The 16,482-nt window shown below is 49.4% G+C and carries 16 protein-coding genes and 1 other annotated feature; of the genes, 6 read left to right on the forward strand and 10 right to left on the reverse strand.

All coding sequences use genetic code 11. The annotated features are described in order from the left end of the window. Positions 1 to 246: 246 nt before the first annotated feature. The 3 genes from clpB to rluD all read right to left on the reverse strand — a co-directional run bounded on the left by clpB (position 247) and on the right by rluD (position 4,700). Positions 247 to 2,820 (reverse strand): ATP-dependent chaperone ClpB, encoded by a 2,574-nt coding sequence (gene clpB / locus EDC54_RS17015; protein WP_132459166.1) that lies wholly within the window; start codon positions 2,818 to 2,820, stop codon positions 247 to 249. A 133-nt stretch (positions 2,821 to 2,953) separates the two neighbouring features. After that, positions 2,954 to 3,679 carry a purine nucleoside phosphorylase YfiH gene (yfiH, locus tag EDC54_RS17020; protein ID WP_132459169.1) on the reverse strand — a complete coding sequence of 242 codons (726 nt, stop codon included), beginning with the start codon at positions 3,677 to 3,679 and terminating at the stop codon, positions 2,954 to 2,956. A gap of 43 nt (positions 3,680 to 3,722) precedes the next feature. Continuing rightward, on the reverse strand, positions 3,723 to 4,700 hold the full coding sequence (gene rluD / locus EDC54_RS17025; protein ID WP_132459172.1) for a 23S rRNA pseudouridine(1911/1915/1917) synthase RluD: 978 nt from the start codon (positions 4,698 to 4,700) through the stop codon (positions 3,723 to 3,725). 134 nt (positions 4,701 to 4,834) lie between these two features. Between rluD and bamD the strand changes: the two genes are divergently transcribed. From bamD to pheA, 3 genes are all read left to right on the forward strand, one after another. Further along, complete coding sequence (gene bamD / locus EDC54_RS17035; RefSeq protein WP_132459175.1) at positions 4,835 to 5,569, forward strand: outer membrane protein assembly factor BamD; 735 nt, start codon at positions 4,835 to 4,837, stop codon at positions 5,567 to 5,569. 306 nt (positions 5,570 to 5,875) lie between these two features. Next, positions 5,876 to 6,214, forward strand: a complete 339-nt coding sequence (gene raiA / locus EDC54_RS17040) for a ribosome-associated translation inhibitor RaiA (RefSeq protein ID WP_132459178.1) — start codon at positions 5,876 to 5,878, stop codon at positions 6,212 to 6,214. 197 nt (positions 6,215 to 6,411) lie between these two features. Beyond that, positions 6,412 to 6,537: a sequence feature (Phe leader region), on the forward strand. Between the two features lie 26 nt (positions 6,538 to 6,563). After that, a complete protein-coding gene (gene pheA / locus EDC54_RS17045; RefSeq protein ID WP_132459181.1) occupies positions 6,564 to 7,724 on the forward strand; it encodes a bifunctional chorismate mutase/prephenate dehydratase in 1,161 nt (386 codons plus the stop codon). A gap of 60 nt (positions 7,725 to 7,784) precedes the next feature. Here pheA and tyrA read toward each other — a convergent pair whose 3' ends face one another. After that, a complete protein-coding gene (gene tyrA / locus EDC54_RS17050) occupies positions 7,785 to 8,906 on the reverse strand; it encodes a bifunctional chorismate mutase/prephenate dehydrogenase (RefSeq protein WP_132459184.1) in 1,122 nt (373 codons plus the stop codon). Positions 8,907 to 8,912: 6 nt separating this feature from the next. After that, positions 8,913 to 9,986, reverse strand: coding sequence for a 3-deoxy-7-phosphoheptulonate synthase (locus tag EDC54_RS17055; protein ID WP_132459187.1), 1,074 nt, complete (start codon positions 9,984 to 9,986; stop codon positions 8,913 to 8,915). A gap of 227 nt (positions 9,987 to 10,213) precedes the next feature. Here EDC54_RS17055 and btsR point away from each other — a divergent pair, with 227 nt between their 5' ends. From btsR to EDC54_RS17070, 3 genes are all read left to right on the forward strand, one after another. Beyond that, positions 10,214 to 10,930 (forward strand): two-component system response regulator BtsR, encoded by a 717-nt coding sequence (gene btsR, locus EDC54_RS17060; RefSeq protein WP_132459190.1) that lies wholly within the window; start codon positions 10,214 to 10,216, stop codon positions 10,928 to 10,930. Positions 10,931 to 10,977: 47 nt separating this feature from the next. Then, a complete protein-coding gene (locus EDC54_RS17065; RefSeq protein ID WP_132459236.1) occupies positions 10,978 to 11,322 on the forward strand; it encodes a DUF2799 domain-containing protein in 345 nt (114 codons plus the stop codon). Positions 11,323 to 11,568: 246 nt separating this feature from the next. Continuing rightward, positions 11,569 to 12,504, forward strand: a complete 936-nt coding sequence (locus EDC54_RS17070; RefSeq protein WP_132459193.1) for a class I SAM-dependent methyltransferase — start codon at positions 11,569 to 11,571, stop codon at positions 12,502 to 12,504. Between the two features lie 359 nt (positions 12,505 to 12,863). Here the strand turns inward: EDC54_RS17070 and rplS are convergent, their stop codons facing one another. The 5 genes from rplS to ffh form a co-directional block, all read right to left on the reverse strand. Beyond that, a complete protein-coding gene (gene rplS / locus EDC54_RS17075) occupies positions 12,864 to 13,211 on the reverse strand; it encodes a 50S ribosomal protein L19 (RefSeq protein ID WP_009111758.1) in 348 nt (115 codons plus the stop codon). Between the two features lie 62 nt (positions 13,212 to 13,273). Beyond that, the gene (trmD, locus tag EDC54_RS17080) at positions 13,274 to 14,029 is read right to left on the reverse strand and encodes a tRNA (guanosine(37)-N1)-methyltransferase TrmD (protein WP_132459196.1); all 756 of its coding nucleotides are present in this window, start codon (positions 14,027 to 14,029) and stop codon (positions 13,274 to 13,276) included. Between the two features lie 38 nt (positions 14,030 to 14,067). Further along, positions 14,068 to 14,616: a ribosome maturation factor RimM gene (gene rimM / locus EDC54_RS17085; RefSeq protein ID WP_132459199.1), complete on the reverse strand. Its 549-nt coding sequence runs from the start codon at positions 14,614 to 14,616 to the stop codon at positions 14,068 to 14,070. Between the two features lie 18 nt (positions 14,617 to 14,634). Beyond that, the gene (rpsP, locus tag EDC54_RS17090) at positions 14,635 to 14,883 is read right to left on the reverse strand and encodes a 30S ribosomal protein S16 (protein ID WP_005970362.1); all 249 of its coding nucleotides are present in this window, start codon (positions 14,881 to 14,883) and stop codon (positions 14,635 to 14,637) included. Positions 14,884 to 15,041: 158 nt separating this feature from the next. Then, on the reverse strand, positions 15,042 to 16,403 hold the full coding sequence (gene ffh, locus EDC54_RS17095; RefSeq protein WP_132459202.1) for a signal recognition particle protein: 1,362 nt from the start codon (positions 16,401 to 16,403) through the stop codon (positions 15,042 to 15,044). Positions 16,404 to 16,482 lie beyond the last annotated feature (79 nt).

Consider the following 16,482-nt stretch of genomic DNA (forward strand, 5'->3'; position numbering starts at 1 on the left):
TTTTCCTGCCGCCACAACCGCGTAAGCCGCTGTTGCCGTGTCAGTGGAGGCGCATTATAGGGACTTCTCGCCGCCTGACAAGCGCTAAATGCAAATAATTTTTCAACCGTTCAAAAACAAGCCAAAAAACACTATTCCGAATATTTTACATACAAATAACGACTATAATCTGAACTCAACGCACGAAAACGGGAGTATCCATTAACGGACCCTCCCGTTTTATCGTTTACTGTTTCACTCTCATGGCTATTGCCGTGCGACTATCTGTTCACCTTCAACATCTAATGTGATCGGTTTACCGGGTATCAATTTCCCCCCCAGTATCTGCTGGGCAAGTGGATTCTCGATCAGTTGCTGTATCGCTCTCTTAAGCGGACGCGCACCGTAAACAGGATCAAAGCCGACTTCCCCAAGCATATCTAAAGCCGCATCCGTGATCGTGACGCTATAACCACGCTCTTCAAGACGCTTATACAATCTGTGCAACTGGATTTGCGCGATCGACGTAATATGAGCCCTTCCCAGCGGGTGGAATACTACAACTTCATCGATACGGTTAATGAACTCAGGGCGGAAGCTGTGGCTGACGACTTCAAGAACCATGTCTCTCATCTCGGTATAACTTCGTTCGCCAAAACGTTCCTGAATAAGGTCAGATCCCAGGTTTGACGTCATGATGACAACGGTATTACGGAAATCGACCGTTCTGCCCTGACCATCTGTGAGACGACCATCATCCAATACCTGAAGCAGAATATTGAACACATCAGGGTGCGCTTTTTCGATCTCATCGAGCAAAATGACGGAATAAGGACGACGACGTACCGCTTCTGTCAGATATCCCCCTTCTTCATAACCAACATATCCAGGAGGGGCGCCGACCAAACGGGAAACGGAGTGTTTCTCCATAAATTCTGACATATCAATACGAACCATGGCATCATCGCTGTCGAACAGGAACGTCGCCAACGTCTTGCAAAGCTCCGTTTTCCCAACCCCTGTCGGCCCAAGAAACAGAAACGAGCCAATTGGGCGATTCGGGTCAGATAACCCGGCCCGGCTACGGCGGATAGAATTCGCTACCGCCTCGACAGCTTCGTTCTGGCCGATCACTCGCTGATGGAGTTCATCCTCCATTCGCAGTAATTTTTCTCTTTCGCTTTCCAACATGCGGGAAACGGGGATGCCCGTCCAACGCGCAAGAACCTCGGCGATTTCGGCATCCGTAACGCGATTACGCAACAGATGCATCGTTTTCCCTTCCTGTTGCGTGGCTGCCGTGAGCTGTTTCTCCAGTTCTGGAATTTTACCGTATTGCAGCTCCGACATTTTTCCCAGGTCGCCCTGGCGCCGCGCCTGCTCCAGCGCAATCTTGGCCTGTTCCAAAGCGGCTTTAATATTCTGCGTACCCGTAAGTGACGCTTTTTCCGCTTTCCATTCTTCCTCTAACTGCGAATACTCGCGCTCTCTTTGCTCCAGTTCCGTATTCAACAGCTCTAGCCGTTTCTGGCTGGCTTCATCTGATTCTTTTTTTAGCGCCTGCTGCTCCAGCTTTAACTGGATAATGCGTCGCTCAAGCCGGTCCAGAGGTTCCGGCTTCGAATCAATTTGGATACGGATACTCGAAGCCGCTTCATCAATCAGGTCAATCGCTTTATCAGGCAGCTGTCGATCGGCGATATAGCGATGAGACAGCATCGCCGCGGCAACAATCGCCGGGTCAGTAATTTGCACATGATGATGCAATTCATAACGTTCTTTTAGCCCACGCAAAATCGCAATCGTGTCTTCAACGGTAGGCTCGGCGACATAGACCTTCTGGAAACGGCGTTCAAGCGCGGCATCCTTTTCAATATATTGCCGGTATTCATCCAACGTGGTCGCGCCGACGCAATGCAATTCACCACGCGCCAAGGCAGGCTTTAACATGTTGCCGGCATCCATCGCGCCGTCGGCTTTACCCGCCCCTACCATCGTATGAAGTTCATCAATAAACAGAATGACGTTGCCTTCCTGTTTAGCCAAATCGTTGAGCACACCTTTCAGTCGCTCTTCAAACTCACCGCGATATTTTGCTCCCGCCACCAGCGCGCCCATATCCAGAGAAAGAACCCGCTTGTTTTTCAGGCCTTCGGGCACTTCACCGTTAACAATGCGCTGTGCCAACCCTTCCACTATCGCGGTTTTACCCACGCCAGGCTCACCAATTAGCACCGGGTTATTTTTGGTTCGGCGCTGAAGAACCTGAATCGTGCGGCGAATCTCCTCATCACGCCCGATCACCGGGTCAAGTTTGCCTTGCTCTGCACGCTCAGTGAGGTCAATAGTGAATTTCTTTAATGCCTGGCGCTGATCTTCAGCCCCTTGATCGTTCACTTGTTCTCCTCCTCTCACTTGATCGATGGCGTTGGCAACGCCTTGCTGCGTAACACCACTTTTCTTCAGTAAATCACTCAATGCGCCACGAGACTCCAGGGCCGCAAGAACGAAAAGTTCTGAAGAGATAAAAGTATCGCCACGCTTTTGCGCCAATTTGTCGCACAGATTCAAAACCCGGACTAAGTCGCCCGAGGGTTGAACATCGCCGTCCGTGCCTTCGACCTGAGGCAAACGGGCTATGGCCCGATCGATTTCCGCATTCAGGTGGTTAACATTGGCTCCCGCGACAGTCAGAAGTGGACCAACAGTTCCCCCATCCTGACGGAGCAAAGCGCTCATCACGTGGAGTGGTTCAATAAACTGGTGATCGCGCCCAAGGGCGAGAGACTGGGCATCAGCGAGAGCAAGTTGGAATTTGTTGGTAAGACGATCCAAACGCATAACTCCTCCCATGTACTGTTCAAAATTGCTACTGGAGATTAAGTGAGGTCATCCCTCAAAAATTTCAAGGTTATTTTGCCAGTCGTGATGGGATTTAAATGTTACGTGTTCTGGATCGTCTTAATTCAATAGGTTATATCAGCCAGATTAAACTTGCCATACGGCCAGTCACGCCATCACGCCGATAAGAGAAAAATTTTTGAGAATCGCTCACTGTACAGCAATTTCCGCCAAAAACTTGCGACACCCCTGCCGCACGTAATCGCAGGCTAGCCAGTTGGTAGATATCGGCGAAAAATTTCGTGCCTTCAGGTCTGAAAGCAGATGCCATTGCCGCATCATGTCGAACAAATGCATCCCTAACTTCAGGACCGACCTCAAAAGCGTTCGGGCCAATAGCCGGCCCCAGCCACGCCATAATTTGCGAGGGTTTCGCACGGAAGCAGTCTAACGTTTCTTCCAGTACGCCTGCGAGCAATCCCCGCCAGCCGGCATGCGCTGCGGCGACTTCATCGCCGCTGTTTGCACAAAACAACACCGGCAGGCAGTCAGCGGTCATCACCGTGCAGACCTGCCCCTTCTCATCAGTATAGGCCGCATCACCGCAAACGGATGGCGAAAACGTCCGACCAAGGCGAACCACATCAGTGCCATGGACCTGTTCTAACCAATGCGGCATGGCAGGAAGACCGGCCATGTCCACCAGCATTTGCCGATTGGCGCTGACATGCGTTGTCTCATCCCCCACATGACTTCCCACATTCAGCGCATCATAAGGTGCCGCACTGACGCCACCAATACGCGTCGTACTGCAAGATTTCACACTTGTGGGCAAAGGCCAGTCAGGGTAAATCAGCATCACTCGTCACCTTAAAAAATCAGCATCTAACGTATTGAATAAATCACCAATCCAATCTTTCCTGGGATGCCGCGGTATCTGCTTTCAATGCTTCAATCAGATCAACCATATCTTGCGGCAGCGCAGCATGCCACTCCATGAGTACGCCGCTAACAGGATGGTAGAGACGCAGCATTGTGGCATGGAGAGCCTGTCGGTCAAATCCGCGCAGCATCTCGATGAAATCCTCCGAGGCGCCTTTGGGAGGTCGAGGACGACCACCATATAAAGGATCGCCGACCAGTGGATGATTAATATGCGCCATATGCACACGAATCTGATGGGTCCGCCCTGTTTCCAGACGCAGCCTCAAGCGGGTATGGGCTCGGAAATGTTCCATGATGCGGTAATGCGTCACGGCAGGCTTGCCCATTGGATGCACCGCCATATGGGTACGCTTGGTGGCGTGACGGGCGATAGGTTCTTCAACCACGCCCCCCGCGGTCATGCTACCAATGGCCACAGCTTCGTATTCACGGGTGATTTCACGCGCCTGCAACGCTTCAACCAGATGCGTCTGTGCGGGGACGGTTTTCGCGACCACCATTAAGCCAGTGGTATCTTTGTCCAGCCGATGTACGATCCCGGCACGGGGAACATCCGCGATTTCAGGATAATAATGTAACAAAGCGTTCAGTACCGTCCCATCAGGGTTGCCAGCGCCGGGGTGAACGACCAGCCCTCTAGGCTTGTTGATTACCAGAATATCCTGATCCTCATACACGATATCCAGCTCGATAGCCTGTGCTTCCCAGCGAGCTTCTTCCTCAATCAGCGCATCAATCGCAACCAATTCGCCGCCAAGTACTTTCTCTTTTGGCTTATTGATGACATTGCCGTTAATCTGTACCCGATCCTCCAAAATCCACTCTTTTATACGGGATCGTGAATAATCAGGGAACAATTCGGCCAAAGCCTGATCTAAACGTTGTCCGAGTTGAGACTCGGCCACCGTTGCGGTGAGTTGTACTTGTTGTGCCATATTATGCAGCTTCTTCGTTAACGTTGGGTTTTGACGGCGACGCCGTTTAAAATAATGTACTATTGTAGCTGGTCTAAATCGGGAGCTTAACGGACAGTCTCCCGGAATAACATTCTGAGGATAATCAAAACGTCATGACGCGTATGAAATATCTGGTGGCTGCCGCCACGTTGAGCCTGGCGCTGGCTGGTTGCTCCAGCAATTCCAAAGATGCGGTTCCTGATAGCCCACCATCTGAAATCTATGCCAATGCTCAACAGAAACTCCAAGACGGCAACTTTAAAGCAGCCATCACGCAGTTGGAAGCATTGGATAACCGTTATCCTTTTGGCCCTTATTCGCAGCAAGTGCAGTTGGATTTGATCTACGCCTATTACAAATCCGCAGAGCTGCCATTGGCCCAGGCTTCTATTGACCGCTTCCTGCGACTCAACCCGACTCATCCAAACGTGGATTATGTCCTGTACATGCGCGGTCTTACCGACATGGCGCTGGATAATAGCGCATTACAAGGCTTCTTCGGTGTTGATCGTTCCGATCGCGATCCGCAGTATGCCCGCACTGCATTCCGGGATTTTAGCAGGCTCATTCAAGGGTATCCGAACAGCCAATACGCCACCGACGCAAACAAGCGTTTGGTTTACCTCAAAGAGCGTCTGGCTAAGTATGAACTCTCTGTCGCGCAATACTACACGAAACGTGGAGCTTATGTGGCAGTCGTTAATCGCGTTGAGCAGATGCTGCGGGATTACCCGGATACTCAGGCGACAAAAGAAGCCCTGCCGCTGATGGAAAATGCCTACCGCGAGCTACAGCTGGCCGCTCAGGCGGAAAAGGTCGCTAAAATCATCGCCGCTAACCCGGCCTAAATAAAATCGCATAAGAATAATCACGGCAGCTTCGGTTGCCGTTTTTTATGATTCGATATGTTTTGATGAAGGGAGAACAGGTAGAGGGGAACCAACAACAGCGTAATAACTTCAACACATCTCATCAATAATGGCACATGTCAAAGTCGCTCTCAAGCCCTTCTCTTCTATTCCCGATGACGCCTCACAAATCACGTTTTATTGACAAAAAGTGACAAAAAAAAGTGATCATAATCACGATTTTTATCGCCACTCACGGTATGCTGAAATTATCGAAGACGGACATAGGCAGAGAGGTAAGTTTATATGACTATTAATATTACCAGTAAGCAAATGGATATCACCCCCGCAATTCGTCAACATGTCGAAGACCGTCTTTCCAAACTGGAGAAGTGGCAAACTCACCTCATCAACCCCCACATCATTTTGTCAAAAGAACCACAGGGGTTTGTGGCCGACGCCACTATCAGCACGCCGAATGGCCCGCTGGTTGCCAGCGCTAAACATGACGATATGTACGCCGCCATTAATGAACTGATTACCAAACTCGAACGCCAGTTGGACAAACTCCAACATAAAGGTGAATCAAGACGTGCGGCAACGGGTGTCAAGGACGTCAATCTGCAATTGACCCAGGAAGAATAATTGCTGTTCTTTTTATCTCCATCTGACGCGCCTGAGGGCGCGTTTTTGTTATGCGAATGCTTCAGCTCACGCCCTAAAATGTCAATGAGGTATAGAGACTTAATCTTGTGACGGACTATTGGGTATTGACAGGATGAAAAGCCAACAGGTACTTTACCTGTTCAAAACGTGGATATCTGTATGATCAACCGAGCGAATATGAGCAACAAACCGTTTTTCTTCGTATTCTTTTTTACCTTCCCCTGATTCGGGAGGCGATTCGTCGTAAGGGTAAGAATACGAAGACGAACAATAAAGCCTCCTGACCTGGAGGCTTTTTTTATAAGAACATAAGACAGGTAACGGCATCATGACAGACACTTCATTATTGGCATTAAGGGAGCGAATCAGCGCATTGGACCTGCAATTAATTACATTGCTGGCGCAAAGAAGGGAGCTGGCGTTAGAGGTTGCCCGTAGTAAATTACATTCGCATCGCCCCATCCGCGACAAAGAGCGCGAACGCGATTTACTGGATAAACTGACCGCTGTGGGTAAAAAACACCATCTTGACGGTCATTATATTACTCGCCTGTTCCAACTTATCATTGAAGACTCGGTTCTGACGCAGCAAGCGCTCTTACAACAGCATCTAAATCAAACGGCATCGCACTCTGCCCGCGTTGCATTTCTTGGCCCGAAAGGCTCTTACTCCCATCTCGCCGCTCGCCAATATGCCGCACGACACTTCGAGCAGCTTATTGAGTGTGGTTGCCAGAAGTTTCAGGATATCTTCAACATGGTGGAAACCGGGCAAGCGGACTATGCCGTTCTACCGATTGAAAACACCAGCTCCGGTTCAATCAACGATGTCTATGACCTGCTGCAACATACGGGATTATCTATCGTCGGTGAGTTAACTAATCCCATTGATCACTGCGTTCTGGTGGCGACGAATACGTCACTGGCAGAGATCGAGACCGTTTATAGCCACCCACAACCGTTTCAGCAGTGCAGCCATTTCATCAACCGTTTTCCACACTGGAAGATTGAATATTGTGAAAGCACGGCAGCCGCAATGGAAAAAGTCGCGGCGTTAAACTCCCCCAAAGCCGCGGCGCTCGGTAGCGAGGCGGGCGGTCAGCTCTATCAGTTACAGGTGCTGGAACACGATCTGGCCAATCAGTCGCAAAACATTACTCGCTTCATTGTATTAGCACGTAAACCTATTGACGTGACTGAACAAGTCCCGGCAAAAACCACGCTCATTATGGCAACCGGACAACAGTCAGGTGCATTGGTTGAAGCGCTTTTGGTATTGCGTGATAACGGTATTATCATGACAAAACTGGAATCCAGACCGATCAACGGCAACCCGTGGGAAGAGATGTTTTATCTTGACGTTCAGGCGAACCTGCGCAGTGACGCGATGCAGAAAGCGCTAAAAGGGTTAGCGCCAATTACCCGCTCGTTAAAAGTCCTAGGCTGCTATCCCAGTGAAAATGTCGTGCCGGTAGATGTAAACGAATGATGTCCAAAGCCATCCCGGAAACGGGATGGCTTCTTATTCACAATCCGCCATCGGACAGGTTTATTGACGAATATCATTTGCCTGACGTAAGAGCGCCCGGCTTTCCGCCTGAAAACGCGTAGCATAGTCACCAAACCAGTGCTCCACTTTCTTGAAGCTGCGAATAAATGCCGCTTTATCCGCCTGTTCCAGTAACTCAATCGCTTCTCCGAAACGTTTGTAGTAACGCTTAATCAACGACAGATTATTCTGTGAAGACATAATAATATCGGCATAAAGCTGTGGATCCTGCGCAAACAGCCGCCCAACCATGATCAGTTCCAGACGATAAATTGGCGACGACAGCGCCAACAGCTGTTCAAGCTGGACATTTTCTTCCGCCAAATGCAGGCCATAAGCGAATGTCGCAAAGTGACGTAGCGCCTGAATGAACATCATGTTTTGATCGTGCTCGACCGCGCTAATACGGTGCAGACGCGCGCCCCATACCTGAATTTGTTCCAGCAACCACTGGTAGGCTTCCGGCTGCCGACCATCGCAATAGACAACAACCTGCTTAGCAAGGCTACCGCTGTCTGGTCCAAACATCGGATGTAAACCGAGAACCGGGCCGCTATGCGCCGCAAGCATCGCCTGAAGCGGACCATTTTTCACTGATGCCAGATCGACCAGAATACAGTCATCCGGCAAAGCGGGCAGGCGGGCAATAACCTGCTCGGTGATATGAATCGGCACGCTGACAATGACCATACCTGCATCAGATAACATCGCTTCTGCCCGTGGCCAGTCATCCTGTTCCAGGATTTTTACCTGATATCCCGATAACGTCAGCATTTTTTCAAACAAGCGGCCCATTTGACCACGGCCGCCAATGATGACTACCGGCCGCAGCTGTGGGCACAGTGTTTTAAAGCCTTTATCGTTTTCACTGGTATAGGATTCACGCATGGCGCGCCGCAGGATATCTTCGATCAGATCCGGTGGAACCCCCATCGACTCCGCCTCTTTGCGACGTGAGCTGAGCATGGCCGCTTCACGCTCCGGCGCATAGATAGGTAAGCCATAGCGGCTTTTCACTTCTCCGACTTCCGCCACTAAACGCAACCGACGTGACAACAGTGCGACAAGCGCCTTATCTACCTCATCTATCTGATCACGTAATGCGGTCAGTTCAGCTACCATAATTTGTTACTCTCCTGACTGTTTCACTCGCACGGCGCTCAGTTCCTGATGAAGGGAACGCAGTAACGTCTCCGTACCTTCCCAACCGATACAGGCATCCGTGACTGATACACCGTAGCGCATATCGGAACGCGGCTGTTCTGAAGACTGACACCCTTCATTAAGATGGCTTTCCAGCATCAGCCCGATAATGGAACGGTTCCCCGCCTTGATTTGTTCAACCACCGATTCAACAACAAGCGGCTGACGACGATAATCTTTATTTGAATTACCGTGGCTACAATCTATCATCAGCGCAGGTTTCAAGCCTGCATCCTGCATCTGTTTTTCACACTCAGCAACATCCTCTGCGCTGTAGTTGGGCTTTTTACCGCCACGCAAAATGACGTGACCATCCAAATTACCTTGCGTTTGCAACAGACAGACTTGCCCTGACTGATTAATACCAACGAAACGATGTGGCATCGCAGCGGCTCTCATCGCATTGATCGCGGTTCCCAAACTGCCATCAGTGCCGTTTTTAAACCCGACCGGCATTGACAGACCTGAAGCCATCTCACGATGCGTCTGCGATTCCGTCGTACGCGCGCCGATAGCAGACCAGCTAAACAGATCGCCCAGATACTGCGGACTGTTTGGATCAAGCGCTTCCGTCGCCAGCGGTAATCCCATATTCACCAGTTTGAGCAGCAGCTCACGGGCGATGTGCAGACCGGCTTCCACATCAAAGGAACCATCCATGTACGGATCGTTGATAAGGCCTTTCCAGCCCACCGTTGTACGCGGTTTTTCAAAATAAACGCGCATAACGATATAGAGACGATCGTGTAATTCGGCGGCGAGCGACTGTAGTCGGCGTGCATATTCCAGCGCTGCATCGGTATCATGGATAGAACAAGGTCCACAGACGATCAGCAGCCGATCATCGCGGCCGTGAATGATATCCGCAATCGTAGATCTCGCGTGCGCAATATTGCCCTGCTCCACGTCACTAAGCGGAAATTTAGCTTTCAATTCATCGGGAGTGATCAAAACCTGTTCGGCACTGATATTAATGTTATTGAGTGAATCTTTTTGCATAAGCCTGTTCCAGAAATATTCGAATGGGCACGCCCGTCAGTAAAACCCGCGTGTAATGTTTACACCATAACAGGATATGTAAACATTTCAATCCATCTTGTGTAAATAAAAAATTACCATGCTAAATGTTTCCTGAAAAACGATATCGGGACGATGGTTATTCCGTCTTGGGACCATTCCAACACATGATGTGAATAATGGTAGAATCATGCCGACAAGGGGGGAAAATGCTGAAAGCCATAATCATTGATGACGAACAACTGGCACGTGAAGAGCTCAGCCTGCTGCTAGAGAACGAAGCTGATATCGCCATCGTTGCGCAATGTAGCAACGCGCTGGAAGCAATACCGGCTATCCACAGGCTGCAACCTGATGTGATTTTTCTGGATATACAGATGCCAAAGGTCAGCGGATTAGAGTTAGTCGCGATGTTGGATCCGGAAAATATGCCTTACGTCGTCTTCGTCACTGCCTATGATGAATATGCGGTAAGGGCGTTTGAAGAACACGCTTTTGACTATTTGCTAAAACCACTGGATGCACAGCGACTAAATAAAACATTAAATCGCTTGCGTCGCGGCGCATCCGTAAACAAAAATGTACAGATAATCGCAGAGCCTTCACTTCGCCATATTCCCTGTAACGGGCATAATCGTATTTTTTTGCTCAAGGTCGAGGAGGTCGAGTATCTTTGCTCAGAGCTCAGTGGCGTACACGTTGTTGGCGTTAGTCAATCTGGCTACACCCAGCTTTCACTGAAAACATTAGAAGAGAAAACGCCTTTCGTCCGTTGCCATCGTCAATATATGGTCAACACTGAGCAACTCAAAGAAATTCAGCTGATGGAAAATGGCGCGGCAGAAGTCCTGACACATACAGGAAAACACATTCCTGTCAGCCGTCGTTACCTTAAGCTATTGAAAGAAAAACTGGGTATTACCTGATGTGATGCCCATTCTGACTGATAGCCGAAAATAATGAAGGTTTAATGATGAAATACAGTTATATCTTGGCTGTAATTCTTTTAATGTCAGCCTGTCACAACACCCCATCGCAACACACCGCAAATGACCCGGGGTTCTGGTATGAGGCGGGTTATCAGGATGCGATCTCCGGCATGGTCGTGAAGGACGATAGCACTCTGCAAGAGTGGTTTGGTAATCCACAAGTCGAACGTGATACTTACTTGCGCGGCTATCAGGCCGGGCAATCAACGTTATGCCGCGAAGACAACATTCGCGAATGGGGACGAGCGGGGAAACATTTTCCAGCAAGCTGTGATGCCGTTGAAGAAGCAGAGACGCTACGAACCCAATGGCAACAGAGCCAGCCCTGACGGGCAAATGCGCCTCTGCGACAGGGTCGTGCAGGCGGTAAACAGTGGCGCATCACACATGGTAACAATCTCACTGAATAGAGTACTCTCACGGAAATACGTCAGACATCATTTACCGCTATTATCGCTCTGCGATAGAGCAATATTGAGTCATTAATAAGCGAATGTAGGGATACTGAAAAAACATATTTTTCTGATAATTATCTTAATTATGTCTAGTTTCAATGGATGCCATGGAGCGCTTATATGTCCGAGTCAAACAAACCTGATAAACAACCTGAGAATAACAATCCAGAAATCTTATCGCACTCCCCTTCATTCGGTGAACATCGTGAACGAGTCGCTGAGATAAGAAACAAAATTCTTCAGGACGGCGCACTTCCCGGTGCCTCGATAGAAGAACAGCTGGCGATTCTGGATGATTTCTCCGAATTAGCGTTAGGCCAATTTTTGCTCAAACACCGTGGTTTAAACGCACGCTGGACGCATGATGTCATCACGCATCAGCCACGCCCTTATGTTAATCCGCTCGAAGAAATCATCTATACACAGTTACCTAACGTTTTGGCGACACGCGAACGATTTGGTATTTTCCAACGTTTGCTTCAAGAACGCTTACGCCCAAATGCCATCATGGTCTCCGTCCCCTGTGGCGTTATGGCGGACTTGTTAACGCTAAAGTACACCCGGCATCGGGATGTGGCGTTAATAGGAATCGATCTGGATAAAGATGCATTAGCCGCCGCCGGCGATCTCGCCAGACAGCAAGGATTGGAAAAGCAGCTGTCGTTAGTCCTCTCTGATGCGTGGTCAATGAATTTGGAAAGAAAAGCCGATGTCATCACCAGCAATGGACTCAACGTTTATGAGCAGGATGATGACAAAGTGACCGAACTTTATCGCGTATTTCATTCTAACCTGAAGCCAGGAGGTACACTAATTACCAGTTTTATGACACCGCCTCCAGCGCTATCGCAAAATTCACCTTGGACAAACACCGATCCAAAGCTGCTGTCACTTCAATATGTACTGTTCTCACGCATTATTGGGGCCACATGGACTGCCTTTCGCACGCACAAGCAGACGCAACGCCAATTGGAGCAGGCCGGGTTCGAGGATATTCAGTTTACCGATGACCACATGCGCATGTTCCCAACGGTTATTGCACGTAGGTCATGCTAAACCAGACAGAAAACGGCATTTAGCGCGATAATTTGATCGCTGTAACCGATCAATATTTGAAAATCGATCTGTATAAACGTTTATAAAATAGCCACATCTGATGTCATCATGGTACTGAGGCAAAATAATAGCAATGACATCAGGGAAAGCTCAGCCCACCGAAGTTGGTGGGCTTTTTGCTACAAAAATTAGTCGCAGTCCGTAAGACATAGAAGCAACACATTTGTGTTGCAGCAGGAAACGAGAATTAAACGCCATTCTCTGTAGACAGATTGTCGCCATTGAGCATAAAAAAAGGGCTTAGCCTTCGGCTAAGCCCTCTATTTATAACAACTTTCGGATGTTGCGAAAGCGCTATCTTAGTTAAGACGCTCTTTAATACGAGCAGACTTACCAGTACGCTCACGCAGATAGTAAAGTTTGGCTTTACGCACGGCACCACGACGTTTAACAGCGATGCTGTCAACAACAGGAGAGTGAGTCTGGAATACACGCTCTACGCCTTCGCCGTTAGAAATCTTACGAACAGTGAATGCAGAATGCAGACCGCGGTTACGAATAGCGATAACCACGCCCTCGAATGCCTGCAGACGTTTTTTACTACCTTCAACAACCCATACCTTCACTTCTACGGTATCACCCGGACGAAATGCAGGTACGTCCTGCTTCATCTGCTCTTGTTCGATTTGCTTAATAATGTTGCTCATAATATGTCTCTTACCCTAGGTAAACTGATAGTTGGGCTCGTCGGAAAAACCGGCGTAACCCCCTAATACTCTTGTTGATCAGACTGATATTCACGTTGGAATTCAGCCAGCAACTTTGCTTGCTCGTCAGTCAGAGCTAGGCTTTTCAGAAGTTCAGGTCTTCTAAGCCAGGTTCGGCCCAGCGACTGCTTCAATCGCCAGCGACGTATTTCCGCATGGTTGCCTGACAGTAACACTGCCGGAACCGCCATGCCTTCCAGCACTTCAGGACGTGTGAAATGAGGACAATCCAACAATCCATCGGCAAAAGAATCTTCTTCTGCTGAAGCCTGATGTCCCAGAACGCCCGGTATAAAGCGGGCAACGGAGTCAATCAGGGTCATTGCCGGCAGTTCTCCACCACTGAGTACGTAATCCCCTACTGACCATTCTTCATCGATCTCGGTTTTGATTACGCGCTCATCAATCCCCTCATACCGTCCACAGACCAGAATCATCTTCTGGTTCGTGGCTAGTTGACGTACGCCTTGCTGATCTAATTTACGGCCCTGAGGTGACAGATAAATCACTCTCGCGCCTTCGCCTGCCGCTGCTTTTGCTGCGTGGATCGCATCCCGTAAGGGTTGCACCATCATCAACATTCCGGGGCCACCGCCATAAGGTCGGTCGTCCACGGTGCGATGCCGATCGTAAGTGAAATCACGAGGACTCCAATACTGTACGTTCAGCAGGCCATTTTTAACTGCCCGGCCAGTGACTCCATAATCAGTAATCGCCCGGAACATCTCTGGAAACAGGCTAATCACCCCAATCCACATAGTCTCGTTCCACTGGGTACTACTGTTCAATTCAGAGTTCAAAAACCAGGGTCCCAATCTACTTCAATGGTTTGAGCAGAAAGGTCTACGCGTTTAACAACCTGTTCAGTGAGGAACGGAACCAGCCGCTCCTTGACTCCGAAGGCATCTTTCAGGTTGGCCTTTACTACCATCACGTCGTTTGAGCCAGTTTCCATCATGTCAACGATTTTACCCAACTCATAACCGGTTACGGTCACGACCCGACAGCCAATAAGATCCTTCCAGTAATAATCCCCTTCGTCCAATTCAGGCAGTTGTGACGAATCTACAACAATCTCACCATTAGTCAGTAGATTAGCCGCATCACGATCATCAACACCTTTCACTTTAATGATCAGATCCTGATTGTGATACTTCCAACTGTCGATCTCGACAAGCTGCCAACCGCTTTTACTCTGAATGAACCAAGGTTGATAATTAAAAATACTCTCGGCATCTTCGGTGGATGAAAACACTCTGAGCCAACCTCGGATGCCATACGCCGATCCAATTTTCCCCATCACAATCGGGTTAACGGGAGGTTTAGGGCTGAGTCGATTGCTCATAGTTACCACCGCGACAGATTACGCTGCTTTTTTAGCGTCTTTGATCAGCGAAGAAACGCGATCAGACACAGTAGCACCCAGACCAACCCAATGCTCGATACGGTCCAGATCCAGACGCAGAGCTTCTGCTTGACCAGATGCGATTGGGTTGAAGAAGCCCACGCGCTCAATGAAACGACCGTCACGCGCATTGCGGCTATCGGTCACGACTACTTGATAGAACGGGCGTTTTTTCGCGCCGCCACGTGCCAAACGAATTGTTACCATAACATCCTCTTTAGTGAATAAAACAACTGGGCCCCATCGAGGAACGGAGCCCAGTATGTCATATAAAAAGCCCGAAAATTTTACTCATTTTGGCGTAAAAAGCAATCTAAAGCGCGTAATCTCGCGAAGACTTTCTCTTTGATACCCATTTTCAGCGCTTAACGCCCCGGAAAACCCGGTGGCATCATCCCCTTCATACCGCGCATCATTTTCGCCAAACCGCCGTTTTTCATCTTCTTCATCATTCTCTGCATATCATCGAACTGCTTGAGAAGACGGTTCACATCCTGCACCTGCATGCCGGATCCCATCGCAATACGACGTTTACGCGACCCTTTGATAATCTCAGGCTTGGCTCGTTCCTGAAGCGTCATCGAATTTATGATCGCCTCCATGCGCACCAGCACTTTGTCATCCATTTGCGATTTCACATTATCAGGCAGTTGGCCCATGCCGGGCATTTTGCTCATCATGCTCGCCATACCGCCCATGTTGCGCATCTGCTTGAGCTGATCCAGGAAATCGGTTAAATCGAATCCATCGCCTTTTTTCAACTTCTTCGCCAGCTTCTCGGCCTGTGAGCGATCAACTTTGCTTTCGATATCTTCAATCAGTGAAAGCACATCGCCCATACCAAGAATACGCGACGCGACGCGTTCAGGGTAAAACGGCTCAAGCGCATCGGTTTTCTCACCCACACCGAGAAATTTAATCGGCTTGCCGGTAATATGACGAATAGATAAGGCTGCACCACCACGCGCATCGCCATCAATTTTGGTCAGGATGACACCGGTTAGCGGCAGCGCCTCATTGAAGGCTTTCGCTGTATTCGCCGCATCCTGCCCCGTCATGGCATCCACAACAAACAGCGTTTCTATCGGCTTAATCGCCGCATGAACCTGCTTGATTTCGTCCATCATCGCCTCATCAACATGGAGGCGGCCCGCGGTATCGACCAGCAGGACATCGTAAAACTTCAGCTTAGCGTGTTGCAGCGCGCGTTCGACGATAGCAAGCGGCTTTTCCTGCGCATCAGACGGAAAGAAATCCACGTCAACCTGCTGTGCCAGCGTTTCCAACTGTTTAATCGCCGCAGGGCGATAGACGTCGGCAGAAACGACCAGCACTTTCTTTTTCTGTTTTTCTCTCAGAAATTTACCGAGCTTACCGACGCTGGTTGTTTTACCCGCGCCTTGTAAACCGGCCATCAGCACAACCGCTGGCGGTTGAGCGGCAAGGTTCAGCTCGGCGTTAACGTCCCCCATTGCGCTGACAAGCTCGTTTTTAACGATTTTGACGAATTCTTGCCCCGGCGTCAGGCTCTTATTAACTTCATGTCCCACAGCCCGCTCTTTCACGCGATTGATAAAATCACGTACTACCGGTAACGCCACGTCAGCTTCCAGCAGCGCCATACGAACTTCACGCAGCGTTTCTTTAATGTTGTCTTCAGTCAACCGCCCGCGGCCGCTGATATTGCGCAATGTGCGCGAGAGTCGATCGGTTAAATTTTCAAACATATCTCATGCTCAACGTAGGACAGGCCGCCATGCGCGACGCGAATGGAAGAGATTATACACAAAAGCGGGGACGATCTCA

The organism is Samsonia erythrinae, assembly GCF_004342665.1.
Classification (GTDB): Bacteria; Pseudomonadota; Gammaproteobacteria; order Enterobacterales; family Enterobacteriaceae; genus Samsonia; species Samsonia erythrinae.